This window comes from Pseudomonas sp. NFX183, from assembly GCF_047943075.1.
Lineage (GTDB): Bacteria > Pseudomonadota > Gammaproteobacteria > Pseudomonadales > Pseudomonadaceae > Aquipseudomonas.
This window is the reverse complement of record NZ_CP181333.1, coordinates 3,084,603-3,109,587: the sequence shown is the minus strand read 5'-3', so window position 1 is coordinate 3,109,587 and position 24,985 is coordinate 3,084,603. Positions and strand designations below refer to the sequence as shown.

The 24,985-nt window shown below is 58.8% G+C and carries 25 protein-coding genes; 2 read left to right on the top strand and 23 right to left on the bottom strand.

The features are described from left to right. Positions 1-189: 189 nt before the first annotated feature. Positions 190-867: an SOS response-associated peptidase gene (locus ACM530_RS14475; RefSeq protein WP_416365028.1), complete on the top strand. Its 678-nt coding sequence runs from the start codon at positions 190-192 to the stop codon at positions 865-867. On the opposite strand, the gene ACM530_RS14470 is transcribed toward ACM530_RS14475, so the two are convergent. From ACM530_RS14470 to ACM530_RS14455, 4 genes are all read right to left on the bottom strand, one after another. Further along, positions 864-1,826, bottom strand: coding sequence for a hypothetical protein (locus ACM530_RS14470; protein WP_416365027.1), 963 nt, complete (start codon positions 1,824-1,826; stop codon positions 864-866). The genes ACM530_RS14475 and ACM530_RS14470 overlap by 4 nt on opposite strands. A 30-nt stretch (positions 1,827-1,856) precedes the next feature. After that, on the bottom strand, positions 1,857-2,567 hold the full coding sequence (locus tag ACM530_RS14465) for a hypothetical protein (RefSeq protein ID WP_416365026.1): 711 nt from the start codon (positions 2,565-2,567) through the stop codon (positions 1,857-1,859). A 77-nt stretch (positions 2,568-2,644) separates the two neighbouring features. After that, complete coding sequence (locus tag ACM530_RS14460) at positions 2,645-5,776, bottom strand: hypothetical protein (RefSeq protein ID WP_416365025.1); 3,132 nt, start codon at positions 5,774-5,776, stop codon at positions 2,645-2,647. Then, positions 5,776-7,011 carry a hypothetical protein gene (locus ACM530_RS14455; RefSeq protein WP_416365024.1) on the bottom strand — a complete coding sequence of 412 codons (1,236 nt, stop codon included), beginning with the start codon at positions 7,009-7,011 and terminating at the stop codon, positions 5,776-5,778. Before ACM530_RS14455 ends, ACM530_RS14460 begins: the two co-directional genes overlap by 1 nt. Here ACM530_RS14455 and ACM530_RS14450 point away from each other — a divergent pair. After that, positions 6,970-7,347, top strand: coding sequence for a hypothetical protein (locus tag ACM530_RS14450; protein ID WP_416365023.1), 378 nt, complete (start codon positions 6,970-6,972; stop codon positions 7,345-7,347). The two genes, ACM530_RS14455 and ACM530_RS14450, sit on opposite strands and share 42 nt — an antisense overlap. Positions 7,348-7,477: 130 nt before the next feature. On the opposite strand, the gene ACM530_RS14445 is transcribed toward ACM530_RS14450, so the two are convergent. The 19 genes from ACM530_RS14445 to ACM530_RS14355 all read right to left on the bottom strand — a co-directional run bounded on the left by ACM530_RS14445 (position 7,478) and on the right by ACM530_RS14355 (position 24,963). Then, positions 7,478-7,720: a hypothetical protein gene (locus ACM530_RS14445; protein ID WP_416365022.1), complete on the bottom strand. Its 243-nt coding sequence runs from the start codon at positions 7,718-7,720 to the stop codon at positions 7,478-7,480. Between the two features lie 57 nt (positions 7,721-7,777). After that, positions 7,778-8,026: a bacteriocin gene (locus tag ACM530_RS14440; RefSeq protein WP_099236432.1), complete on the bottom strand. Its 249-nt coding sequence runs from the start codon at positions 8,024-8,026 to the stop codon at positions 7,778-7,780. Between the two features lie 3 nt (positions 8,027-8,029). Continuing rightward, complete coding sequence (locus ACM530_RS14435) at positions 8,030-8,446, bottom strand: hypothetical protein (RefSeq protein WP_416365021.1); 417 nt, start codon at positions 8,444-8,446, stop codon at positions 8,030-8,032. A gap of 2 nt (positions 8,447-8,448) precedes the next feature. Continuing rightward, positions 8,449-9,165: a hypothetical protein gene (locus ACM530_RS14430; protein ID WP_416365020.1), complete on the bottom strand. Its 717-nt coding sequence runs from the start codon at positions 9,163-9,165 to the stop codon at positions 8,449-8,451. After that, positions 9,162-9,626 carry a hypothetical protein gene (locus ACM530_RS14425; protein ID WP_200583879.1) on the bottom strand — a complete coding sequence of 155 codons (465 nt, stop codon included), beginning with the start codon at positions 9,624-9,626 and terminating at the stop codon, positions 9,162-9,164. Before ACM530_RS14425 ends, ACM530_RS14430 begins: the two co-directional genes overlap by 4 nt. A 10-nt stretch (positions 9,627-9,636) precedes the next feature. After that, a complete protein-coding gene (locus ACM530_RS14420) occupies positions 9,637-11,445 on the bottom strand; it encodes an SGNH/GDSL hydrolase family protein (RefSeq protein ID WP_416365019.1) in 1,809 nt (602 codons plus the stop codon). Positions 11,446-11,462: 17 nt separating this feature from the next. Continuing rightward, positions 11,463-12,299 (bottom strand): hypothetical protein, encoded by an 837-nt coding sequence (locus ACM530_RS14415; RefSeq protein ID WP_099236437.1) that lies wholly within the window; start codon positions 12,297-12,299, stop codon positions 11,463-11,465. Next, the gene (locus ACM530_RS14410) at positions 12,296-12,577 is read right to left on the bottom strand and encodes a hypothetical protein (RefSeq protein ID WP_099236438.1); all 282 of its coding nucleotides are present in this window, start codon (positions 12,575-12,577) and stop codon (positions 12,296-12,298) included. Before ACM530_RS14410 ends, ACM530_RS14415 begins: the two co-directional genes overlap by 4 nt. Continuing rightward, positions 12,574-14,337 carry a hypothetical protein gene (locus ACM530_RS14405; protein WP_416365018.1) on the bottom strand — a complete coding sequence of 588 codons (1,764 nt, stop codon included), beginning with the start codon at positions 14,335-14,337 and terminating at the stop codon, positions 12,574-12,576. The genes ACM530_RS14410 and ACM530_RS14405 overlap by 4 nt, the downstream gene beginning before the upstream one ends. Next, the gene (locus tag ACM530_RS14400; protein WP_416365017.1) at positions 14,337-15,953 is read right to left on the bottom strand and encodes a hypothetical protein; all 1,617 of its coding nucleotides are present in this window, start codon (positions 15,951-15,953) and stop codon (positions 14,337-14,339) included. Before ACM530_RS14400 ends, ACM530_RS14405 begins: the two co-directional genes overlap by 1 nt. Then, positions 15,950-16,495, bottom strand: coding sequence for a hypothetical protein (locus ACM530_RS14395; protein ID WP_416365016.1), 546 nt, complete (start codon positions 16,493-16,495; stop codon positions 15,950-15,952). Before ACM530_RS14395 ends, ACM530_RS14400 begins: the two co-directional genes overlap by 4 nt. After that, positions 16,492-17,190, bottom strand: a complete 699-nt coding sequence (locus ACM530_RS14390; RefSeq protein WP_200583897.1) for a DUF6682 family protein — start codon at positions 17,188-17,190, stop codon at positions 16,492-16,494. The genes ACM530_RS14395 and ACM530_RS14390 overlap by 4 nt, the downstream gene beginning before the upstream one ends. Before the next feature lie 3 nt (positions 17,191-17,193). Further along, positions 17,194-17,874 carry a hypothetical protein gene (locus ACM530_RS14385; protein ID WP_416365015.1) on the bottom strand — a complete coding sequence of 227 codons (681 nt, stop codon included), beginning with the start codon at positions 17,872-17,874 and terminating at the stop codon, positions 17,194-17,196. Positions 17,875-17,937: 63 nt separating this feature from the next. Next, positions 17,938-18,876 (bottom strand): hypothetical protein, encoded by a 939-nt coding sequence (locus ACM530_RS14380; RefSeq protein WP_106118252.1) that lies wholly within the window; start codon positions 18,874-18,876, stop codon positions 17,938-17,940. 47 nt (positions 18,877-18,923) lie between these two features. Continuing rightward, positions 18,924-19,865 (bottom strand): hypothetical protein, encoded by a 942-nt coding sequence (locus ACM530_RS14375; RefSeq protein ID WP_416365014.1) that lies wholly within the window; start codon positions 19,863-19,865, stop codon positions 18,924-18,926. Between the two features lie 189 nt (positions 19,866-20,054). Next, positions 20,055-22,385, bottom strand: coding sequence for a hypothetical protein (locus ACM530_RS14370; protein WP_416365013.1), 2,331 nt, complete (start codon positions 22,383-22,385; stop codon positions 20,055-20,057). Continuing rightward, complete coding sequence (locus ACM530_RS14365; protein WP_099236446.1) at positions 22,378-22,731, bottom strand: hypothetical protein; 354 nt, start codon at positions 22,729-22,731, stop codon at positions 22,378-22,380. Before ACM530_RS14365 ends, ACM530_RS14370 begins: the two co-directional genes overlap by 8 nt. After that, positions 22,728-24,410: a terminase gene (locus ACM530_RS14360; protein WP_416365012.1), complete on the bottom strand. Its 1,683-nt coding sequence runs from the start codon at positions 24,408-24,410 to the stop codon at positions 22,728-22,730. Before ACM530_RS14360 ends, ACM530_RS14365 begins: the two co-directional genes overlap by 4 nt. Beyond that, positions 24,400-24,963, bottom strand: coding sequence for a hypothetical protein (locus tag ACM530_RS14355; RefSeq protein WP_259038431.1), 564 nt, complete (start codon positions 24,961-24,963; stop codon positions 24,400-24,402). The genes ACM530_RS14360 and ACM530_RS14355 overlap by 11 nt, the downstream gene beginning before the upstream one ends. Positions 24,964-24,985: the final 22 nt, after the last annotated feature.

Genomic DNA, 24,985 nt, shown 5'->3' with positions numbered 1-24,985 from the left:
CTGTGCCATCGTATCGGAGCGGGCCGAAACGAGGAGCTACCTATTCTGATTCGGCATTCGTCAGTAATTCTGAAGGGCGGCATAATTCTTCTGACAGGTGGTTGAGGATAAATAAGAAAATGTTCAAAAAGCCTGAGGGCGCTAGCGGTCAATTTCTCTGTGGGGGATTTCGACAGACGGAGAGTGCCTATGCGCGGAAGGATTTCCCAATACAGCGGCATTCACGACTTCGTCGCAGCGCTGAGCATGCCCAATGCCTTGGCGAACTCCGTCGGTGAATTGCCGCTCGAGCGCTACAACATCGCCCCGACAACCCAAGTCGCCCTGCTCCACCTGCAGGGTGATCTGCTGCACGCGGACATGGTGCGCTGGGGATGGCGGCCACACTGGGCCAAGGACCGCGCCGCGCCTATCAATGCCCGCGTCGAGAAGGTGGCCCACGGTCCGTTCTTCCGCGCAATCTGGCCGCACCGGGCAATCACGCCCATCGATAACTGGTTTGAGTGGGTGGACGAAGGCGGGACGAAGAAGCAGCCCTACCTGATACGCCGGCGGGATGGCGCGCCCGTGCTGTGTGCAGCCATTGGCCAACTGCCCGACAGTGACGAAGGCCCGGGCGAGCATGATGGCTTCGTGATCATCACAGCCGACAGCGCCGGCGGCATGGTGGACATACACGATCGGCGCCCCGTAGTGCTGACGCCCGACCTGGCCCGCGAATGGCTAGATCCGAACACGCCCAAGGAGCGCGCCGAGGAGATGGTGCTACACCAGGGCGAGCCGGCCGAGATATTCGAATGGTTCAGAGTTGATAAAGGCGTAGGCAATGTAAGAAATAAAGGCAGTTCACTGATCACCCCCATTTAACCTATCTGTTCAATATAAACGGGCTCGAAATAGATCAAATCATCTCTTTTCACTACTGCAATAAATTTCTTTTCGAGAAACTTACTTTGTCGACCTAGCCACCTGCAAATTTCAGCTCGCTCTTCGTTAACTAGTAGCTTCTTGCCAAAATACTTATCGGATAGCATGTCTTGGACCATTCCAGCCGCGAGATCTGCCAAGCTCAAAAGATCAGTAAAATGACTACCATCTTTAAATGTTTTAGCAAATCCTAAGAGCGGGTAATCCTTATCGGTAAACTCTCTCAAAAAGCTATATAGGTGACGCTGAGTATCGCCAAAGTTGGCTGCGCGCCCCTCCTCATTTATTTGGTCAGTGTCACTCTGCCACAAAACCTTTTGATCGCTGGTAGTTGTTAAATCCAGAAGCAGGACGAGTATTCCAAAAATCCGATACATTCTTTCGAGCTTAAATTCGTGCCATTTACCTGCACCTATTTGATCACTTAGCTGCTGAAGGTTTTCCTTGGCTGGCTTCTTATCGGGACCGAACATGCTGACTATGGACTTCTCGATACATACCGTCAGAATCATGCCATGGATGCATCCATCAGCGACTTCCAAGTATTCTTTTAATGATCTCTTGGTGGGCCCGTGCCCAAGGCTTTTATAAGATATCTCTTTCGAGCCGAGCTTATACCTTTCCCTCAACTCGGCCATATGATGCTGGAAAACTCCGATTTTATCGGCTGACACAATCAAAAAGGAATATGTATTGAAGCTCGCCCCACTATGATCCCCGCCATAGTCCGAGAACACGAAAACAGAATTGTCTTCTTCAAAATTCGGCAAAGTACTCATTGACTCAAACACAGTTGCCAGCTGCTTAAGATATGTCGCCCAATCATCTCGCTTTTTACTAAGCTTAAAAGGCCCCGTCTTGAATGGATCAGCGGTGTATTCCTTTCTATGGTGGCCCATATCAAACAGCTCTCATGACTTAGAGGTCCGCTAACTTATATCACAATTTATGGCGGTCTCACCTGGTGGGCTTTCCATGTTCTCCAAGTCTCGCTCAGCCGCTTCTTTCTGCAATTGCGCCTGGTGTTGAATCTGGCGCCAGCGCGAGATCTGACGGTCGACAGCCTGGTCGTAGTCCAAGGCTGACATTTTATGTTGCGGGAAGTCCTGCACGGCATCCCAAGCGGCCTGATCGAGGCGAAGCACGTCGCGGTGCATGGTGTAGCGAAGCTGGTCGTGCAGAATGGACTGAATTAACCCTGGGTACACATCAGGTGCAGTATCCGCCGGCAGGCCGATCAGCTTCATTGAGGCGTCGAATGCTGCCGCCTTTGCAGTGAGCGGTGTCTGGACGTCTTGAAGCGTTCGGCAATTTTGGACCGACTGATCCACCATGGCGCGCAGCGATATGCAGTCGATCTGAGCGCCCTTGAGTCGCTCACTATTGTCACTCAGCAGCTTGGTCAGGGTCTCGTAGACGTGTACCACTGCCTTGCTGGGGGATTTCGCCTTAGTGGACCCACACGCTGGGCACGCGCCGCCCTGTCGCTGGCCGGCAGGGCCGAACCACCCGCAATTGCATGAGCAAAGCGCCTCGCCATTCAACGGCAGCGGATTCAGTGCGAGGATCGGCTCTCGCTCCCCGGGTTTCAAACGGTCCGGATCGGTGAAAAGTGACGAGTCTGGAGATTGTCCAGGCATCTGGGGTACCTATTGGGTGGGGCCTCACGGCCGGATTAAGTGGGGTGTGCGGCCTCTATAAAAGCAGGCCGCTTCAATCAACTGGCGAGCTGTTCCCGTTCCTGGGTCAGCTTGGCCAACTCCTGCTGTTTGCGCTCTGCACTCATTCCGCCGAGGCGCACCGCTGCCATTTTGGCATTGATGGACTTCACGGTTGGCTTCGAAGTCGCGGCTGCAAGCGGCTTTTCGGTGTCGCCAGCCTTGAGCCAAGCCTTGAACTCCGGCATTTTCATCTCGGTGACGTCGCCCACGCTCCAGTCCTTGTCGAAGTTTGCCTTGTAGGCTTTGATGGCCGCCGCCTGGCTGGTGTAGCCCAGCATGACCTTGTGCTCATCAAATTTACCTGAGCCCTGGTCTTTCTGGTCTACGACGTACACGCGCTGGCTGAAAGGCTCAGGACCGACGTACACGTCGACCTGGTCGCCATCAGCACCGGTGGTGCGCTTGATGTAGCCGTAATGGTCGGACATGGGATGCGACCACTCCTTGCCGTTCGCATCGACGCCTTTTCGCTCAGAACCGCGTGGGTTCTCGATGGCGATGTTCAGCCCCTGCAGCCTGATATGCCCCTTGCGATAGTTGCCCGCTTCCTTCTGGGCAGCACTCGGTTCAGGCAGATCGTTATCCGGAGAGGTAGCGGCACTTCGGGCAGCGAGGTCCAGCGCCTGGGCAGGGGGCAAGGCGGCTTGATCGTCACCAGCCTCCGGCAGAACGTCACCGGGCTTGGCGCCATCCTTGTCGCCATATTGTTCCGCCTGGTCCTCGTGCAGCTTTTCAGCGTACGCATTAGCGCTCTCGGGATTCTTGAACATACCGAGGTGCTTGCCGGTGCGCTGATAAGTCTGGATCGCCTCGTCGTCCGACATGATCCTGCCGTCATCGCTGACTGTGGGAATGAGCACTTCCTTGCCATCGATGCCGATCGACATTGATCGAACGGTACTGATCGAGCCGTCAGCATTCCTGACCGTGGGCCTGGCGTTCAGATCGATGTTTCCGGGAGCGAGCAGACCTTGCTGCTTTGATCGACCCGACTCTGCTGGTTCGGGGATGCCGTTTTCCAGACTCTGCTGGTTCTTGGACGATATTTCCGTCGACTCCGAGGATGGGATCTGAGCCTGATCCGGCACTTTGGGCAAATTTGGCTGACCTGCAGTAGCCGGAGGCCGGTCGACGGGTGCTGTAGCCTCAGAATTATCGTCATCCCCTCCACCAGCTTGCATCGCCTGGAGGTAAGGTGAAAAGCGTACGGCCAGAGCCTGTGCAGCAGCAGAAGAGGCGCCAGTGCTTGGATTTTCCGCAAGCCGAATCAAGGCATTCCGAACAGGCGCGCTCTCGTACAGACGTGCGAAACCACCGATCGCGCCGGCAATGGGTATTGCCTTCAGCCCGGCCGCAGTTGCGGCAGCGAAACCGCCGATACTGTAGTTTTGCTGCCCAGTGTTTGTCATCACGCCTGCCTGTCCTGCGCGCCGTGTCGAATCCAAAACCCGGCGCAACCCTTCAAGCTGTTGGCGATCAGCATCTCTAAAGAAAATATTAGCCTGGGCCGGCATCTTGTTCATGTTGTTGATAAAACGATCCGGAGATAGACCATCGGCGCCATGTGAATCTCTGAGAAGCTTTTGAATGATCGTCGCACGCGCAGCCTGCCTGCCTTCAGTATCGAGGCTCTGGAATAGGTTTCGCACCTCACTTGGCTTCCGACTGAAAAGCAAGCTCTCGGCCAGCTCAGGCGTGACATCTCCACGATCAAGCACTGACTTCATGCGTGACTTGCTTACTTTTCCGGCCTCTTCGCCGTAGATAGCATTCGCCTGACGAAGCTTGAGAACGTCTTGAACTGGCAGGTTCGCCTGCGCAACATCGCTCATGTCGTCATAAAGCGCCGACTGAAGGCGGGTAAGTAGTGCTTTCGCCCGAGTAGGCAACTGGCTCCTCGCGGCACCATCGAAAGACTTAACGATGTCTCGCAACGCTGTGCGGTTCTCCCGGAGTGAGGAGTAGGTTTGCGGCGCCGCGTTGAGCGTCTGCATGAACTGCTGGATTTCGTTCGCCGCCTCCGGGCTTCCTACAATTCCCGGCCGGTTTAGCTCGGCAAGAGCGTCATCCGCGGCTTGGGTCGTTCTGGCATATGGCACAACTCCTACCTGATCCAGCTGGGCCTCGTACTTGCCAATCCTGTTACCAGCAGCTTGACGCCGGCGGCCCACCCTTGCCTGAAGGCTTTCCATAATCTGATCAGCCTGGGGCGGCGGGTACTGATTATTGAGATCCTCAACCGCGGCTATCCGTGCTTCTCGCTGCGCTTGCCGCGCACCAGCCGTACCAGCGAACGGAATTCGCTCACCGGCTACCTGCGCGCTGCGTGACATGAACGTTTCAGGCGGAAATACATCAGAAGTCATCAATGGGATGTTGGTTTGCTCGGCTGCTCGAACAAGTTGAGCGTTTTCGCCCTGGGCAGGATTTCGCATTGCCCTGACTGCACGCCTACCAGCGTCCACAACACCGCCCGCGGCACTCGCTACAAACGGGGTTGCCGCGCCGAGCGCGCCAGCAATAGCAATATCGCCGCCGTCAAAATTACCGCCGGCATTTTCTTGCAGGCCCTCAAGCCCCGCCTGTGTAGCAGCGGAGCCCGCACCTAAAACCAATGCCTGACGACCCATGCCACCACCGGCCATTGCAGCCCCCCGCCCTGCTGGCGTGAATGCTGCACCAATACCTACAGCCTGCGCCACGTCGAGGCCAGTCAAGCCTGGCTTGTTAATCACTGCCTGTACACCGGTCTTGTTGTTTGCAGCGATCAGGTTGCCTTTCTCGTCTTGAGAAATTCCGATATAGGGGGAACTGGACCGCAACATTTTGGCAATTTCGCCAGTATCAGTGGTAGTCGGCAGCGCCGCGAACAACGCAGCTTGCTGGCCAGCCGGGATATCAAGACCTTTGAAAAGCCCAGAATTTTGCAATTCTGGAAGCTCTTTAGTTGCGCGGGTTTGCCGATCCTCACCTGTGAACAAATTCTTCACCGACTGGAAAAAACCGCCTTCTTGAGGGGCTTCTTTTTCCGCGATCGGCGCAGATTCCCATGCGGATCTGGCAGGGCGGTTTTCTGGTTTTGCAACAGCGGCCGCTTCATGGAGCGGAGCATCTTCCCAAGCGGCCATTATGGTTTCACCCTTTGTTTTCCATTCGGATCGATGAACACCGTGCCGGACGGCAGGCGATTGTAATCATCGTCGTTTGCGATACGAGGCGACGCAGGCTGTTCTTGCCGAGGCGCAGCTTGAGCTTTTGGCATTTGCAAACCGCGCTGTTGGTCCACCTGCGGAATGACCGTGCCAATGTCCAAAGGCTCCGCACGGGCGTTATGCCGGCGCTGCTGGATCATGTTGGTTTTCAGATCCATTGCCTTTTCGTTCAGGGCACGGATTTCAGTCAGGCGTTGCTGCACGAGCGCGGGGTCGTTGATGTTGGTGATGAGCTCATTCCAGGCTCTCTGGGCGTCACCGTCCGTCTGCACGCCAGCGTTGAGCCGCAAACTGGCATTGCGCAGCTGCTCAAGCGTGGAGTTCAACGAACCGTAGTTCCGCGACTCCTCAGTGCTCATGCCCATAGCATTTCGCGCGGATGCGAGCGTGTTGCTGACCGGCCCGAGCTTGAGCTTCCCAGAAGATATCTGTTCGCCAACCTTCGAAAGCTGATCGTTCATGGTTGACGCAGCGGCGATGGCTTCCAGATCCTTGTCCTCGGCTTTTTGAACCGGGGCAGCAAGGGGCTTGCTCATCTGATCCTTCGGAGCCAATCCCATCTGCTGGCCATAGCGCAGCGCGGCCTGCCTGTTTTCAGGGGTATTGAATACGCCACTCAGGAGCTTGTAGCCGGACACACGGTCAACCAATTTCTCGATGGGAACCTCGAGCACTTCGTCGTCGGCATCATTTGTAGTACCGCGATTCTTCGTCATCGGGGCGGTGTATTTCTTCCCATCATCACCGGTGACTTCCAGCTCGAACACCACTGTGCCCTCGGTCTGACCGGGCATTACCTGAACAATGCGCTTTTTGCCGCCGCCGCCCTTCTGGATATCGGGACCAAACACCCGGTTCACAGCATCCAAGGCTTCCGGGGCGTTAGAGTTGAGTTCTCCGGTGAATACTTTGCCGGCGGTGGCCACGTCGCCCTGCATAGCGGGAGAGAGGACGTGGCGGGGGTCCATCCATGGGTTGCGCTTGAAGACTTCGAGGTCGGTGTCATCCAGGTCACCGCCGGCGGCGATTTTGGCATAAGCCGATTTCGCTGTGAGCGCATCCTGCTGTTGCATCTCCGCCTTGTCCTGCCGACCGATCTGGCGTGTCAGTTGCTGTTGCTGAAGGTCGAGGCGCTGATCCTCGCGCTGCATCCTCGCCGCCGCCTGCCGTTGACCAGCCACCTGAAGGCCGTAGGTTGCCTGGAACTGGCGGTCCTGGCGCGCAGCGTTATCGGCATCGCGCTGGTGGAGGTACTGACGCTGGGCCTGGGTGTCAGTGTAGTTTCGCTGATCAGTTTCCCGTCGATATGCCAAATCGTCTTTGCGCAGGCCCATTTCCTGTTGCTGGATCTCGCGGCCATATTGGCGATCCTCTGCCTGTTGGGCGAGTTGAGCCTGCTGGAGTGCTCGCTGGTCCTTCTGCGCGAGGAGATTGCTTACCAGGCCAAAGCCCTGAGTGAAGCCATCCATTCCGCCACGGGTGTCTAATCCGCCTGCCATTTGTTGTCTCCCGACAATAAGAAACAGCTCGACCTAATGTCTGCCGTTGCTAATTTGCTTTGTGTTAAGTTTTTTATGTAGTCCAGTTATTAATTTTGACTAGCTTGAAGCAAGCGCTTTACCAGCCCAGGCGAATACCCCACTTTCCTTTCTTAACGCCCTCTTCCATAAATGGGAAAATCGAGTGCTGATCAAAAAATTGACTGTATTTAGTGGGTCCAAGTTCGTCTACAAGCGCTTCCATTGCTTTGTTGTATTCCCGCGCCCGCCGCTCACACTCTTTAGAGGCCAAATGAAAGTTATAAATGTAACTCCCCAAGAACCAAAGAATTACCAATCCGGTGAATAACTCGACGTACATAGCAGGCTTCCTTCACGAACAGAGAGCGATCACATCGCGACTGTTTAACTATACCCGTCACATAAAAGACCCTGCAATGAAGCCAATCCCCGCGCCAATGGCCGTACCAACTGGTCCAAAGGCTGAGCCGGCCATAGCGCCGGTGGTGGCCATGCCCACCTGACTCGATTGGGTGTTGGCCTTGTTCTGCTGGTTCATCTGGTCTTCAGCCAGTTTCGCCTGTTGCTGCTGCTGGGATAGCTGGGAGAGGCCTTGCATGGCCTCCCCCTGCATTTCCTGTTTCAATCCGATCAATCCATAACCCATGATTTAACTCCCCGGTTTCAGTCCACTGAGGCCCATCCCGCCGGCCATGATTTGCTCTTGCAGGTCACGCGCCGAAACACGTGCGTTGTTGCTCGCGTCGACCGTTGCTGAAGCTCGACCCAGCTGCATTTTCCTGTCCTGGGCTGCCTGCTGGGCAGGCGTCAGCATCAACCCCATGCCCTGCTGCTGCATCTGCAGGCCCTGGGTCGCGCTGTCGAAGGTTTTGTTGACTGACTCCGAGGCGGTCGCGGCTTGCTCGCCGGCGAAAGAGTCGCTGGTGGCGATGTTGGCCAGCTTGTCGACGTAGGGTTGAAAGCGAGCCTTCCAGTCATCCCATTGGGAACGGCTCAACTGCCCAAGCACCGTGGAGGCACCTTGTTTTCCGGCGAACGCGGCGCTCGGATCTACGTAGTAGGGCATTTTTATTCACCTCCGAAGTTTGCTTTGTACTTAAACCCCTGCAGGCTGTCCGTGGACATCCCGTAGCCGCTGTTGAAGCTAGATAGGCCAGAGTTCGTGTCACCTGCCGAGGCCGCAGCCGCTTTCTTCGCCTCGGCCATGTTGTTGAGCCCGTAGGCGGCTCCGCCGGCCACCGCGCCCATGGCCGCGCCAGCGAGTTGCAGGTTCGCCGATTTACGGTTGAAGCTGGTGAACGCGGCAGCTTGAGCATCTTGAGCTGCCTGGTTAGCTACGGTGTTGAGACCCGCCTGGGCCTGAGACGATTGCCCCTGACCGATGGCCGCTACGCTGCTGAGCCCGGCTATTTTCTGACCCTTCTGCTCAAACTGTGCACGAGCCATTGTGTCGCCGCCGGCGGCCCCGACACTGGCGGCCAAGTCTCCCTGGGCACCGATGGAGCGGCCACTGTTTGGGTTCAGACCGTACTGCTGAGCCATGCCCTGGTCGACCTGCTTCAGGCCCGACGCCAGTGCTTGTTGCGTCCCCGCGTTCGCCTTGCCGCGGACGTAGGCCATGCTGCCGGCCGAATCCATGTCATCCACGCGTTTCATGTACGCGTTTTCGACGGGCGCCAGCCGCTCCTGGGCGTAGTTCCACTTCTCCGCCGCCACCTGGGCAGCGAACTTCTGCTCGGGCGTTTCCTGGATTGAGTTGTCTGCCTTCTTTCCGCCGCCGCTCATCGTGCAACTCCTTTGATCAGTTCCTGGTTGTAGGCAGAAAAGGTCTCGTCATGGAAAAATCGACGAATGCCGGCGGAGACCTCTGCCATCCAGGCACTCCCGCCGATGAGGTACGCGCACTGCACCACCAGACCGGTGAGCTGGTCGCGCAGGACAAAGGCCAAGCTGCGGCCGTGATGGTCGCCGTCTCGCTCCAGGGTGACGCTATCGCGCCAGTCTTGGAGAGCGCCGGCCATGAGCGGACGCACGAAGTGCTCGAAGTGCCGATAGAACGGGTTGATGGGTAATTCGATCAGCGCCAACCAGAAAGCCTGGTAAACGTCGTTGGTGGTGAGCGGCTTATCACCGTCCACGATGTCATCCAAGGTCTGCGAAATAGCGAAAAGCGTCTCGCAGAACGCGATTGCATCGGAATTACCCTGGAGCACCCTGGCAAGCATTTGCTCTTGTGTTTCACTCATTGATAAGCCCTCACGCGAAAATTCGTGTCAGGTCTACCTGACGAAGTTTGATCGTTGCGTCCTGCCCGGTACCGCTCTTGCAGATGATGGACAGCCGGACCTTTAAGCTGGTGGGCACCTCGGCCAGGGTCAGTGTCTGCGTGACGAGGGTCCCGGCGATGGTCCCAATCGGCATTGCGTTGACGAGTTCCTGGTTCTGCCCGATCTGGGCAATGGTGGTGCCGCTCGCACTCACCGCGACGATTTGCAGGGCGACCTGCAGCACGCTGGTATTCACACTGATGAACTCCCAGCCGGCCACAGCGCGCAGTCGCTGCCCTACCGCAACCCTCGATACGTCCACCGACTGTTCAAAAGTCAGTGTCGGCGTGGTGCCGCTGGGCATCCCGGTGATACGCATAACCTGCTTGAACCCAATATCTGCCGCCTCTTTCGAAGCCGCCACGGCCAGGCCGTTGAGATCCGAGCCCAGCAGGGTGCATGACGAAGCCAGCTGGCCGGTAGCGTTGCTGCCATCCCCCAGCAGCCCGTTCGTGCCGGTAAGAAGCGAATTCGGGATCAGGCTTCCGCCGGGCACCAGCGCTGCGTCGAACGCAACATTCGCTGTAGGGAGGATTGCGGGAAAGGTAAAGAGCCGTTTCAGCACCTCGGCGACCTTGCGACCGATGATGCGCGCGCCGGCGGGCGTTGGGTGGAGACCGTCACCAGTCAGGCCGCCCAGGGGCCAGAAATTCGAACCGGATGCCGGGTCGACCATCTCGTCCCAAGGATTCACCACCAGGACGCCCAAGCTTGGAGCGACGTTCAGATACCAGTTATGGATAGCGAAGTGGTTCGCGGTCTGCTGCGCCGGCAAACCCACGTTCGCACCGATGATCGGAGTCTCTGCGACGGCAATGACAACCTTGCCCCGCTTGATCAGGGCGGCGTACATATACTCAACGTTCCGGATTGTCTGCTCCAGGGACATTCCTTTGATGCGGTCATTGCCCGTGCCGAAATGCACCATCACGTCGAACGATGCGCTGTTGGCCAAGACGTCAGCCTCGAGTCGGGCGAGCATCTGGGAGGTGGTGTTGCCGTCGATGCCTTTGTTCAGGTTGAGGGGGAAGGCCGCTAGGCCGCCGGATTCCGACACTGCCCAGTCAGAAAACCCGACGTTGCCCTTTGTGCATTGGAAAACACGACTGTCCCCCAGCACCAGCACGTCGGTGAGCAGGGGCTTATAGATCTTGGACAACGCCTTTTGCACAGCACCATCAGCCAGCACACCCTGCTGGGCCGTCGCCGCCTGGATATCGCCCGGGGTGACGGTGAGCTTTCCGTTTTCATCCGGGGTGACGTCATTGAGTCGCTTCACCGTTCCGGCCCCGCCGCCGCCAGTGCCCGCAATAACTGCAAGCTTGGCCGGGCACGCGGACATGGTGACAGTGCCGTACCGGTCGGTGAGTGGATACTTTCCGTCTTTGTTCGGCCCGCCGGTAGCAGTCCCGGAAGCCCAGTCGGCGAACTCGGCCAGGCTGACCTGCCTGTCCTTCAGGAACTCCTCTACTTTCTCAAGGAGATCGCGCACATTTTGGGCGGTGGCAAAGCGAAGCAATACGTAGGGTGCGCCATTTATCGCCGCCACCGGGGCCGCATCGAGCGTCAGCCGGGTGTCGGTCTCCACCGTAACCAGCTCAAAGCATTGACCGCTTGGAACCACCAGCACGTCGCCCCTGGCCGCGTTCGACAGCCAGGCGGTGCCCGCGCCGGTTGCAATTACAGCGCCCGAGGCGATGCTGACCGTGCCAGCGCGGTAGATATGAGTCGTAGCCATGATTTTTCCTGAAGAATTTACGCGGGGCCGGGGCCGGTGGGTAGAACGACACCTTCAGCCACTGGCTTGCGGGTTTCGATGAACAGAAATGGCATGTGAATCAGCGTGCCAGACCGGCCTGTGAGGATGATTCGCTGAACGGCCTCCCCTATCAGGCCTGGAATAATCATCCTGCTGCCGGCCACCTCGCCGTTGTACCGCATGAAATAGCCAGTCCCGATGGAACTGATCAGCATCCATTCATTGCGAGCCCCGAACGTATCCGAGCCGTTCCAAGCCTCGAGGTATTGGTCGCTGAGCACCTGGTCGCGGTGACTGTAGTTCCAGACGCCATTGGATCGCTTGTAGCTGACGGCATTGTTTCCGGAGTCGAACACCACCGTCGACGACCCGGGCGCCCACACACGCACGCCGTGGGTTTCGCCGCTGATATACCCGCCGGAGAACACCACCAGGAACTCGCACATATAAGCCCGCAGGAGCGGATAAAGCTGCGCGGTGTTCTGGGGGTTGCCTGGGAGGTTCGTGATGGTGAACACCACCACCATTCCGGTCCATGCGCCTGGCGCACCTTTGGCGGCAACGTAGCCGATGACGGTGTTCACCTGAGAGGCGACGTTGCGAGGCCTGGCGAACACCAGCGGCGGCGTCGGGCTGGTTGATACACCGTAGAACGTGTATTCCAGGAAGATCGCCACCGGCGGAATGCCGTCTCTGTCCTTGTAAAGGCGGATATCGGTCCAGCCGGCGTTATCGACGTGCCCTGCGCTCTCACCGACCGCGATGAATATCGGATTGTTCTCGTCGACGGCGAGGTTACCCCAGTCGTTTTTGATCCTGAATCCGATGCTCATGAAGAAATCCCAAGGATCAGAAAACAGGAAACGGGCGCTGGGGACCAGGTCAGCGTATTGCCGTCCGCACTGATCACCACAAGGGGCACAGGGGAGAACCCCACGTTTTCCGCAGGCATCAGGCTGATGTCCAGTTTGAAGCCTGCATACTGGGTCAGGTCTAGGCTGCCACCGGCATTACTCTGGGTTCGGATCGATTCCATTTTTCGAATCGTTCGAACCGTGCTATCGAACGTGACCTGCTGATTCGCATCACGGCAGCGAATGATCGACGTCATACCATCATCTCCCCGATTTCAATACGCAGGCCGCCGGCGGCGTCGTACCAGTGTTGATACTGGTCCGTCATGACCATGCGCGTCCCGCCCACGAGGCCATTCATGAAAATCCCGGCCTGCGGGTCGATTACAAACCTTGGCAGCCCGCCGGCACCTATTTGCGAGCTGACCAACTGCCCGTACACCTGGCCGAACCCGATTGTGATGTTCGCGACGTCGATGGCCTCGGCGCGCAGTTGGCCGCCGATGGTTGTGATTGGCGTAAACCCATCATTGGCCGTCAGTTTTCCGATACTTATTGGCCCAATCTGCGCCTGCTGGATGGATGCATCTCTGACCAGCAGAGTGTTGATATAGACCCGTTCGCCATCGACAGTGAAAGGGTTCACATAATTAGGGCCTTGCACACCAGGTGTGGCGATCCAGAAGCGGTTGGCCAAGATAGAGAAGTCAGCCACTGCGCCATTGTTGTAAGCACCAAACCCGCTGATAAGCCCATTCACATCGAGCCGCAACGTGTACTGAGCCGACAACCCCTCGAGCGCCGAGGAATGAGTGCTGAGAGTCTGCTCAATGGCTGCTGACTGGTCATTCAAGTTGCTTTGCAGAGTCGTGATTGCGCGGGTAGTCGCTTCAAATTCGGTGACGATGGCTTGCTGATCGCTCACGTATATCGCGTCGGTGTTATCCATCCGCGCGACCAGACTCATCATGTTGCGAACCTGGGTTTCCAAAGCACTTGCAAAGGTCTCGCTGTAACCGGTCAGCACCGCCTCAGCGGTCTCAAGGCGCGACGACATGCCGTTCAGTGCCTGGGTGGCGGCATCCTGCAAAGTAATACGCGCCGATCGCTCGCCGACGATATCGGCCTGGGCCTTACCGACGCTGACCTGCATCAGGTCGATTTGATGGGCGATTGCCTGCTGATCGGAGGTAATGACTTCCTGCAGCTGCGTGATAGCCGCCTTCACGTCTTCGCCGGTCTGCACCCGAATATCAGTGATTTGCCGGCGGATCTGGACGTTGTCGTCATCGCGCAGGAATCGCTCAGCGGACGTCAGAAGCCTCGCCGACTGCGCGGCCGCATCCAGCATTGCTATCGTCTGATTCAGCCCTTCCAGGTCGATGGCTTTCGCCAGCGCTTTTGCAAGCTCGCTCTGACTGGTCTGGCTGGTGATCAGCTTGAGCAGATAGTCGATATCGAGTTGCGCCTCGATGGCGGTGCCGGCCGGGCTGTTGGGCGGCCCCTCAATGCCCGAGGTGGAAACCCAGGTGATCCAGTAGAAATACACTTTCCCTTTCTTGGGGTCGTTGGGGTCAACTGCATCGCCTCGAATTGGGTCGCTGTACATCATGCCCGTGGCGCGACTGATCTGCGTCGCCTGACCGAAGTTATCGGTTTCACTGCGGTAAATGTTGGTCAGCGAGTGGTTTCGATAGAGCTTGTAGGGGTTATCCCAGGTCAAGGTGTTCATGCCGAACACGCCAGCACCCTGGAACCCCACAGGGGCAGGCGGTATTGCCCGGTCTGGCACGCCAGGGCTTGGAACCAATCCGCCGTTACCACCTGGCTTCCAGCCTGGCCGGAGCGTGAACGCACCGCTTTCCAGCAAATCCCGGTAGGTCAGCTTCTTGTCGAGGCCATTCCCGCGATTCCCCTCGCCCGTCTCAATGATCTCAGTCAGAGCACTGAAAAACGGGCGCAACTCCGCCGAAACCTTGCTGCTGGGTGCAGGAAGGCTTGAGCGTTTTGTCGTCATTAGGTCAACTCAGAGGGTGTGTTCGCAATTTGGATAGAGAAAACTTCGGTCGAGCCGGACGCTTCCACCTGCCATTCGCGCGCATCCGCGAAACCCGGCGGCAGCCTGAACATCTGGTTACTGCCAATTTCGGCGTCGAGCGCAGTGGTGCCATCGGCGATCACGCGGAACCGGACCGGAAACGCCGCCGCCACCACCTTTCCGCAGCTGAAATTGGCTGAGCCTGGTGGAAACTCGAATACCTTCGAGCGCCATCGGTAGGTCATCGGCGGCCCGCCTCGCCACTTGGCAATCGTGTTGCCCTGGATCAGATACAGCGTGGAGGCCGCAATGTCGTAGTAGGAGTTGGCCGCCTGGGCGTCAATGAACTCGATCCCCTCGCCTGGGGCCAGTGCAAAGCACCCGCCGTCGTAAAACGCGAGATACCGACCTTCGTATCGACACGCATGAATCGATGCAGGATTCAGCGCTTGCCACTGCTCCGGCGTCAGCACCCCGTCGGTGATCAGTTGAGGCTCACCGCCAGACACCGCCACCAGCCCCTCGGTCGACGCATAGACGACGTACTCGCCCATATCGACCACCGACCCCCTGGACACGCACAGACGGTCTGCATCCGGGTCAGCAGCGCTCATCGCCGCAGGCGTTGTGCCGGTGACCAGTCGCGGACGTCCGGTGGTGGCAACCACCAGCCCGGCAGTGGTGACGCCAATCCCGACTATTTTGTCAGGAAAGGAAATTTGGTAATCAACCGGCCAGGCGTGCGGGTGATACGGCTCGCAAAAGCACAGCGTGTTGTCGAAGAACCCGGCAAATATGCCGTTTGGCATCTCGACCAGGCCGACCATCGCCGGATCTGGCATATCCCAGGTGAGCGACGGGCAGGCAATACCCAGCTCATCGCTATTCACGTCGTCCACCCAACTGCCTTGGGCCACAGGGAAGTCAGCCAAATACAGGAATTCACCGCCACTTTCCGACCGGTAGAGCCGTTTGGTGACGATGTTGTACGGCCCGTTGGGCGACGGCGGCAGTTGAACGTTGACTTTCCCAGGCAACTGGTCGCCCGCGCCGTCCCAGCGGTTGATGATGTTCGACGCAGGGCTAGGCGGCCCTTCTTCGCCATAGGCTGAGACATAGGTCACCACATACGTCGCGCCCACGGTGGTGGTGGGCGGTGCTTCACCGCCGGCTGGCTCTGTCACCAATGGCGCGCTGACCGGAGCAGGGATGCCCAGCCGATAAAACCCGGATGGGTATGGCCCAGCACCCTGAGTGGCGACACCGATGGGGGCCATCTTGGGAAACGAGTCGCCGGTCCAGTACACCCGCGACCAAGCATCCTTCGCGAGCGGGCTTTTTGCTGCATTGACCTGCTGGCCATCGCCCCAGGCAAACCAGAACCCGGCGCCGTCGTTACCGAATGGGTACCGGTAGATGGATGACGGATTGATCACGCCGCCAATCCCAAGCACGGGCAGCGGCGCATTTTCAGCCCGCAGCGACCCCTTGCGCAGATTGACGTTGCGGGCCGCCTGGGCGTTGGTCGGCTGCAAAAGACGCGGGGTCAGCGCTGGCAACTCGCCCTTGAAAGACGTGATCGCAATCGATGTCATGGAAACCTCGGTGTATTCATCCTTATGCTGCCGGACTGGTGGCCGGCGAGCGCCTCAGATCGGGCATTCGTGCAGAGGGCATAGAACGCTGCCTGATCCATCAGGGCGCGCTGCATATCGGACCAGGGTTTCTCGGGCATCTTGCGCAGCCAGTACTGGGCGCCGAGCATCAACGCCTCGCAGTAACGGTCCAGCAGCCAGTCCGGGGGCACCGCCAAAGTGGAGCCAAACGTGGGCCGCACGACCACATCAGCGGTCAGCCCCGAAGGGTCACCGGTGACAATGACCGTGTCCGGCGAAGGCTGGAACACCTGGCAATAGGCAGGCCGGCCATCCTGATACAGCGCCTGGATGCGGATAGGCTCCAGGCCAGGCCCGGCGGTGATTTGCTGCTCACCATCGGACAGCTGGATTCTGACTTTCCAAGCCGGCACCTCTGTGCACAGCTCGCGCAGCGCCCAGGCCACACCGTCACGGATAGAGGCGATTACCACCCCCGGCACGTTTGGCAGGATCTGGTCGACCAGCTGGCTCACGTTCATTGCTGCGGTACCTGTTGCTGGGATGTGGCGGCGACTGGCAGAGGGCCAAGCATGCGATCCGTCTGCACCTTCATGCCCAGGGCAGCCTGGAACATCTGGAAGTGCATCGTTGCGCGGTTGAGGTTGGCCGCGTGTTCGGCGTCTTTCGCGTAGGCCCTGGAGAGGATGTAATCCACCAGCACCGGCGCAAACGAGTCATCCAGGCGGATCTTTTCAGCGGCGGCGTCGGTGGCCATCGCCTGGGCGTGCGGGTCTGGCACCGACGAGTAGATGATCTCCAGCTTGCTGGTGGCCATCGCCGGCGGGTAGACATAAAACTGGCGCGGCGCAGCCTCGTCGAAGATGTACTGCTCGATCTCCTCGACCTGCTGCTCGGCGTGCCACCGGCGCCTGGTTGAGTCGATAGCGCCTCGGGTCGTGAGAATCACACTCAGCCCACCGCCCGCGGGGGTAATGTTGCGCACCACCTCCAGCAGGCGCAGGCCGCCCTCGGGGATGGATTGCCTGGTGCCCGGGGCGCAAGTAATTTCGGCCGTGACAGAACTGGCATTGGGCTTGATGTTGCAAATTGCCGCATACCCTTCGTTCAGCCAATCCAGCAGCTCGGTGTTAGCCCACCGCGTGCCGTTGGATGTGACTTCCTGCAGGATCTTTTTGGCGCGGGTCAGGATGTTGCCTACAGTCGTCACGGCCACGGTTTACACCTCTTGCATGTAGGAAAGTTTCGCCAGCTCGGTAGTCCATACGAACTCGCAGCCGGTCCTGGTGTTGCGCAGCAGACGATTGCCGGTGACCGGCACCGAACGCTCCTCCTCGTCGACGTCGTCGAGATCGGGCGCTTGGGCCTCGGCCAATGCGGAGGCTGTTGGCGGTTCGCCTGCTACCAACTTCATGTTGATGCCTGGGATGGTGGCATCGCGCACCAGCGCCTCGGGCAGATACACCTGGCCGTCCTCGCCGTTCACGGCGAAAGGCCCAATGTGGCGCCCAGGGCCAGGGTCGGCAGCGACCTGCACAGTTTCAACAGCAGCACTGTGGGAAGCGGAGTCACCGCCGGCGGGTTGGTCGCCATCCGTCGCTTGATCGGCACCATCACCCAATGCAGGGTGTGCAGCGGCGCCAGTACCGGCGTCAGGATCGCCGGTAGTCTTTGGATCAGCGAGGCCGGCAGTGCCGGCATTGCCTGGCACCAGATCGGGGTTCGGCGCGTTTTCGTCGTCGGCTTCGTCAGCCAGGGCCTTCTCGAGCCCTGCGAGCAATTCGGAGCGTAGTGTGTCTTCGCTCTTGCGCTGGTCTGCCTTCAAGCCCAGATCTTTCAGCATTTCGAGCAAACCGTCTTTGTCGGCTGTTTTTGCCTTTTCAATCAATTCGCGAATCATGGTTTTCTCCGAGAAAAGCAAAAAGCGGCCAGGAGGCCGCTTATGGTGTGGAGATGAGGGTGATCAGCGGCTGCAGTACAGGTTGCCGATCGCTTTCGGGTCGATGACGCCGGAACCGAACACGTTCAAACCACGAACGAGTTTGCCGAAGTCGTTCGGGTTCGGCAGGGTTTCCATCTTGGTCATCTGGCTGGCAAAGGTGAGGCCTTTCTTGTGACCGAACATCACGTTACTGGCCCTCTTGGTGGCTGCGACGTCATCCACTGCGGTGGTGTTGTTGCTGATGTACACAGTGAACCGGTCGAGCATGCCGACCTTGCCGTTGCGGAAAACCGAAGTGGCATCGCCCATGATGCTGGCGTCACGCAAGTCAGACTTTTTCAGCATGCCGTTCATCCAGGCCGGCAGAACCACCCAGCGACCTTGCTCGGGAACGTTCTGTTCGTCGAGGACGGTCCCGCAGTCCACCAACACATCCAGGATGTTGTCCTTGGTGATCTGCACAGGCGCGCCAGCTTTGCCCAGGTTGATGCCGCCAGACTTGGCGCCGGCATTGTCGCCGCGGTTGGCCGCATCGGCGTCAGCGTAGTGACGGTTGAGCAGCTGAGTGTCGATAGCGACCTTCATCTGCTCACCGCCGTCGGTGCTGAACTCGTCCATGAGTTTGATATCGGCCTGGTAAGCATCGACGTCGTTCACCTCGAACGCGAAGTACTTGCCCTGGTCAATCTGCAGCGTGACTTTGTCGCTGACCGGCTTTTCGTAGACCACGCCGCCGCCGATTTTGTAGTCCTTAATGACGATCGATGGCACGGTGCGGATGTTGATGGTGTCGCCCTGGTTCTTGATTTCGCCTTCGTAGTCGGTGTTGGCGATTTCACCGAAAACAGTTGCGGCGTACAGCTTCTGCACCAGCTTGCCCGACCAGAGCGCCGGGATGAAACCCGATGCGCTGGTGGAGCTGTAGTCTGGATGCCCTGCGGCGCGTACTGGACCTGCCATGGTGTAGCTCCTATTTCCTGACGCCTCGCGGCGTTACAGAGCGCGTGCTATCGCGAAATGCGACCGTTTGCTACCGCGTCTGAGATGTCCTGTTCAATCGCAGTCGCCTCGGCTTTCGTGTACCGCTTGCCCAGCGCCACATCCTTGTAGAACTCGTTGATTTCAGCATTGCTCCACCACTTACCCTCCGCCGGCGGCGTAGGATCGGTGCGAGTGGAGCGTGGCTGAACGTTTTCCGGTGGGATGGTGCGATCTGGGCTCGGTGATGCCGGTGCGGGCTGCGCGTCTTTGAAGGCCTGGAACAGCGCAGCGGCGCGGTATGCGTCGTTGGCAGTCTGGGCCTCGATCAAAAGCTGCTGCCGCTCTTTGCCGGTGAACGTGTCCATGTGGCTGAGCCATTCATGGAACGCGGGCAATCCGTTGATCTCAACTGCGTCAGGAACGCGCTGAATCAGTTGCCGGAAGAACTCTTCCTGCGCTTGCTCGGCTTTTTCCTGTTCACTTTTCTGGGTTTTATGCTTCAGCCCCTCGAGTTCGGTTTTGATCGATTCCAGTTCCGCGGGATTGGCGCCAGAAGCCTGGCCACCAGCCACTCGCTGGATAAGTGCTATGAGGTCCGGCCCGTAGCTCTCAATTTCCTCGGGGGTCAGATCCGACACTGCGCGTTGCACCGCATTGCCTGCGGGCTGCTGCGCTTTCGCCAGTTCTGCGGTCAGTCGGGACACTTCCTGTTGCAACGCGGGTACTTCAGCGTTGTATTTCCCTTGCATGACCTTGAAGCGTTGCTCCCAGTAATCAGCACCGTCGTTCCGGGCGGCGGGTGCCGGGTCCGTTTTGGCGGGTGCTTGTTGGTCTGAGATCACCGGCGCATTTGGATCTGCTGCCGGAGCCGCATCTGGTGCGGGGTTCTCGGCAGGCTTATTCAGCGCTTCCTGAATAGCCGTTGCTTCATCGATTTGCGCCTGTACGTTGCGGGGTAGCGTGCTCATTGATCGTGTTCTCCTTGGGTAGAGCCGGCAGGTCCGGGCTTCTGGGTGTGCTACTGGTTCCGGGCATTTGGCCAAATGACCGGAGAGTGGCCACAAAAAAGCCGCCTCAAGTTGGGCGGCTTTTTTTGTAGCTACTGGATAGGCCGCGAGGTGCTTGCCTGGATTCGCTCAAGCATCTCGCGGGATTCTTCAAACGACTTGATCAGCTCCCTGGCCAGGCTCGCCCTGCCCTGGGCCCTGAATAAAGCCTCCAGGTTGTTCACCCCCTCCAGGCTCTGCTGCGCCTCCGTCAAATGGCTGTTCAGCATCTCCTTGAGGTGCTTCCAGTCCGGGCTGTTGGTCAGGTTGACCAGGGCTTGCCATTGGTGGTTGCTGGGTTTCATTGGCTCCGCCACCTGCATGTTGAAGTTGGGCAACCACGGCACCGTTGCTCATGCCGAGGCGCTGGGCCTCAGCACGGGTTTTCTCGGCTTTCGCGGTCAGTTCAGCCGTTTGGGCAGCGGTTTTCTCTGTTTCCGCTTCGACCTGCTGTCCCATCGCGGCGGCTTGCTGTTGCTGCTGCTGGGCCTGCTGGGCCTGCTGTTGCTCCTCCCGGGTCTTCATCTCAGCTTTCGTCGGGATCAGGCCTGGCATATCCAGGCTTTCAGCAACCTTGCGTAAGATCGCTGCCCTGCCTTCAAGGCCAAGGATCTGCATGTCGGTCGGGTTGTTGGTGAAACTCAGGAACTGAGTGCGAGCGTTCAGCGTCTGCTCACGCTGGAGCATCGCGTTAGCGCCGCGGGCCACGACTTTGCAGTCGCCCTTGATGGCGTTGTCATCGGAATAGCGCATGTTGAACAACCAGAGCGCCTCAATGACACGACGCACCACCCCACGGTCGATGTGACGGATCGCGTCCTTGATCCCCTTGTTGGCCGACTCCATCAGCATCGACAGGCCGCTGGCCGTGTTGCCTGCGCCACCGACCTTTTCGGCACCGTAGATGTATCGCGGGATATTCGTCGCGTCGTCCGCGCGCTTCTCCCAAGAGTCATAGACCGCCTGAAGCTCACCAGCCATGCTGACGGGCTGGTAAAAGCGAATTACAGGTGAGGTCGCGCCTCCCTGTAGCCCTGGTGTCTGGCCGCTTTTCACCCGCCAGCGCTTCAGCGGATACATCTCGTTGGGGTTCTCACCTGGCTGCAAGCGGTCTTCATCAACTTCCACCTGCGGGCCACTGGCAAACGCCATGTTATTGGCCTGCGCGCGGGCTGTTGAGCCGCAGAAGTCTTGCACGTCACTCATCAACTCAGGAATTGACATACCCCAGAACGAGCCGGGCACGATCTGGAACGACGCTTTGTGATATGGCCGGCCGCCCAAAGGGTTGCGGTTGAACACGCAGCGAATGACGTGATTGCCGATCAGGATCGCGTCAACCTGGTACTCATCAAGCACGTCCGGCACCTGGGATGGATCAATGCCCCATTGCAGTAGCATCAGGCCCTGGGCGCCGCCCCAATAGTGCAGCCCCTCGATGGTTTCCCCGTTATTGATCATCCAGTCGCCGGCCTTGTCCTCAAGCCGCGCGCGCTGCGAATCAGTTGCGAGCCACTCACGCAGGCCGCCTTGGCCATGCTCGGCAAGCACGGCGCGAACCGCGTTGTCGCTATAGCCGGGAACACCGGTGAGCGCGTTGAGACGTGACCGTGTATAGCGTTCGCGCTCAATGATGAATGCACCGTCATCGGTGTTCGTCGAATCTGGCGACGGATAGATGTCGAAGGGCGAAACCCGGTGAAACAGGGGTTGAATCTCCTCCGTTTCGATCATCTGCCAGTTTTGGCCCCAGGCAATCTGCGGCACACGTTGAAGCAATGGCCCTTTTACAAATGCCGCCGGGTAGATGGTGAAGTCGTCGATGAACTCCTCGAGCGCGGTTTCCCAGCCGCCCTCGGCCAACTGGTCGGCGATAAGCGTTTCATGCGCCTCGCTCGCCTCCTTGGCCTTCTCCTGGATGAGCTCACGCAGCTTCGCTTCCAGCTCGGCTGGGTCAGGCATCATCTGTGGCGCATCTTGCCCCTGCTCCCCCTGCTGGGCCTGCTGGGCCTGCATCATCTGCTGGGCGAGCTTCTGCTGAAATGCAGCAAGAAACTCGGGCGGGATATCCGCCACCGGCGTTGGATCTAGTCCCCATGGGTGACCGTTGACCGGAATCAGAATGTCACGAATCCAGGAAGCGCCCGCGCGGCACTTGGTGGTGGTCAGCTTGGGATAAATCTCGCTGCCACCAGCTTCCCGGATCGCTTGGAGTTTCGCCTCCTCATGCTTTCCTTTCTGGCGCCGCGCGCAGTCCAGCAGCCGATCATCGATTTCACGCTTGGCGTTTTTGGCAGACTCGAAGCACCGCCGGATGTGCGCCGCCAAAGACGACTGCACCTGTAGAGCGCGCCGGCTTTGCAGCGCCTGCTCCTCAGCGGCGACGTCATCAGCATGCAGGTCTGCGGCGCTCCTGAATTGCAGCAAACCTAATTCAGCCATGGATCATTGCCTCATGAACGTTGTTGATTTCAGCCTGACGGCCAGAGCGGCGCAGTTTCGCGCCGTGCTCCAGTTTCCGCAGGTTCGCCAGCAGATCCTGCATGTAGTTCACGGGGTCGGCCGCAAACTCGGCCAACTTGACGTTGAGTGTCACGCCCAGGTCGTGAGCCATCTCGAACTGCACCCGAACTGCAGGGTGCGCGCCATCTGGCTCCTTGATCTCTACCGCATCGACTTGGACCAAGCCAATGTCTCGACGTAGCTGAAAGCTCTGGACGGTGAGCGGGGCAACCAGGCGGGCTATGACGTCGGCGACCTGCTTCCATTCAATAAACATAGTGGTCATGTGTGCGCGCTCCAGTTGCGTCGGGCTCGATCCGTGTTTGATGTTGTTGGCGCTGCGGGGATTGCCCCTGCCGTTGCCTCGAAGACTCCGCAGCGTGCCAGGGTTTCAAATGCCTTGGCCCCGTGGCTCGCCCAGTCGTGACGTGGCTGATCCTTGTACACGCCCAACCTCAGATCCCACTCTTTCCGGTAGTTGTCGATGCAGTCGATCAGCCTCGACACGCCTGCGGTCCTTGGCTTGCCTGTATCGGCATCGCCAGTCGACGCGCGGGTGTCTTGCTCGTCCTCGGCGAACCAGCACAGCGGCAGGAAGTTACGCACCGCCTGCACACCCTCGCTATTTCGGGAGACGCGCGGGACGATCTGAAACGTGATCCCGTATTGCTTTGCCACGTCGATACGGGACTTCCCTGTACCGATCTCGCGCACAACGATGTCGTGCGGGGCGTAGTGGGCACCGTAGGAATAACCCAGCTTTTTGAGCAGATCGCCGTAGTACTCCATGCCCTCACCGGAATGCTCGATGTAATCGATGATGTGCACCTGGCGGCCCACCACCTGGAACAGCACGATGGACATAGCGTCCCCCATGCCCAAGTCCCAGGCAGTGAAAACCGGCAACGTAGGGTTTCGGGTCACCGCCTTGGTGATCCGGCCCTGTTGCCGCAGGAATCGCATCTGCGTGAGGTAGTAAGCACCCTTGATGCCTTGGTCGAAAGCTTCGTCAGGCGTGGCTGGGTATTCGCGCTTCATGTCGTCGTGGAGCGCTTCGGCCTTTTTGGCGTACCAGGCTTGCTGGGCGCGGTCGAGGCGGATTCCGTGTTTGGCTGCCAGCTCGGCGAAGTACTCCTGCAACCACTGCGGCACCACCACCTGGTCGAATGCCTCCAGGCGATACGTGGGGTCTTTGAACCAGGGGAAGAAGTGGAACTGCCAATCCATCACCGTCGGCGTGCGGCCGGCGTCTTTAATGGCCCTGGCCAACTCGCAATAGGTGAAGAAGTAGCCTTCACGACCCTCGGCGGTGCTTTCAATGGTGACCCGATTGCCTAGGCCCACGGCCTCAAACGCACCGGTGACGATTTCCTGGGCCTTGTCCGGGCTCAGCTTGCAGATCTTGCCGAACTCCGACACATGCAGGCGCTGGAGCGTGCCACCCCGGAACGAGGTCGACACCTGAATGCTGGAGCCGTTGTCGAAGATGTAACCTTGGTCCTTGTCACTGCGCGGTACCGGCAGGCGCATTCCGATCAGCTTGAAAATTGCAGACCACGCCGGGTCGCCTGACAGCTTTTCGTAGGCAAACCTGATTTTGTTACGGTAGATCTCTTTCGCGTCCGGCAACGTGTGGCAGATGCAGCCGGCACTGTAGTTCCTGATGAACAGGCAATCGTCGAGCGCGTCGATCATCTCGAAGGTGGTAAAGCCCAACTGCCGGGCCTTGAGGATGATGTCGCGGTTATGCTCGTCGAGGAATCGCTCGCGCTGCTGCTGATTCGGCTTGAAGCGCCGAACCTTGCCGTTTTTGTCCTTGATTTTGTACAGGGCGTTGAGCCTGTACCACTTGTTGCCCAGGGCTTTCAGCAGAAGGGCTTTGCCTTTCAGCTGCTTGGCGAGGTGCAGCCCAATGAGCTCATCGCCCTCGCGCACCAGGCGCTGACGGTCCGTTTCATTCGCCATCACCAGCAGCCTCAGCCAGCAGATCCTCGAGGGATTTGCCTGTGCTTTCCCGTTCTTTGTCGGTGTCCAGGCCGTGGGCCTGGCGTTCGAGCTTGATCAGCCGCTCCAAGGATTGCGTGGCATGGCCGATGCTCTTGCCGACGTAGTCCAGCGGGATATCGATCTCGACGGGCTCACCCTTCTGGGTCATGACAGTGATCTTGCCGGCGGCGACCTGCTCATGAATGCGCTCGACATACTGCTGAGTGATGTCGCGGGTTCTGGCAATCACCACCTGGTGGCCGCGTACCAGTTGGGCACCGGCCTCGGCGGCCTGCTCGACAATCTCGGCGTCGTTGGTTGCCTCTGCGACAGCAGCAGCGGCGGCGCGCCCGGTCTTCTCCCTGACGCGCTGACGGATCATCTCGGACAGGTCTTTCTGCCACTCGTGCTTATCAGCACGGTTCCGGATCGAGCTCTCCGACACATTGTGCCGACGCCCCAATTCTCGGTTGGTAAAGCAACCCGTCCGGTAATCCCTTTCGACGGCTGCCCAATCACATTTAGCAGCCATGGGAGCGCTTCCTTTGCGTGTG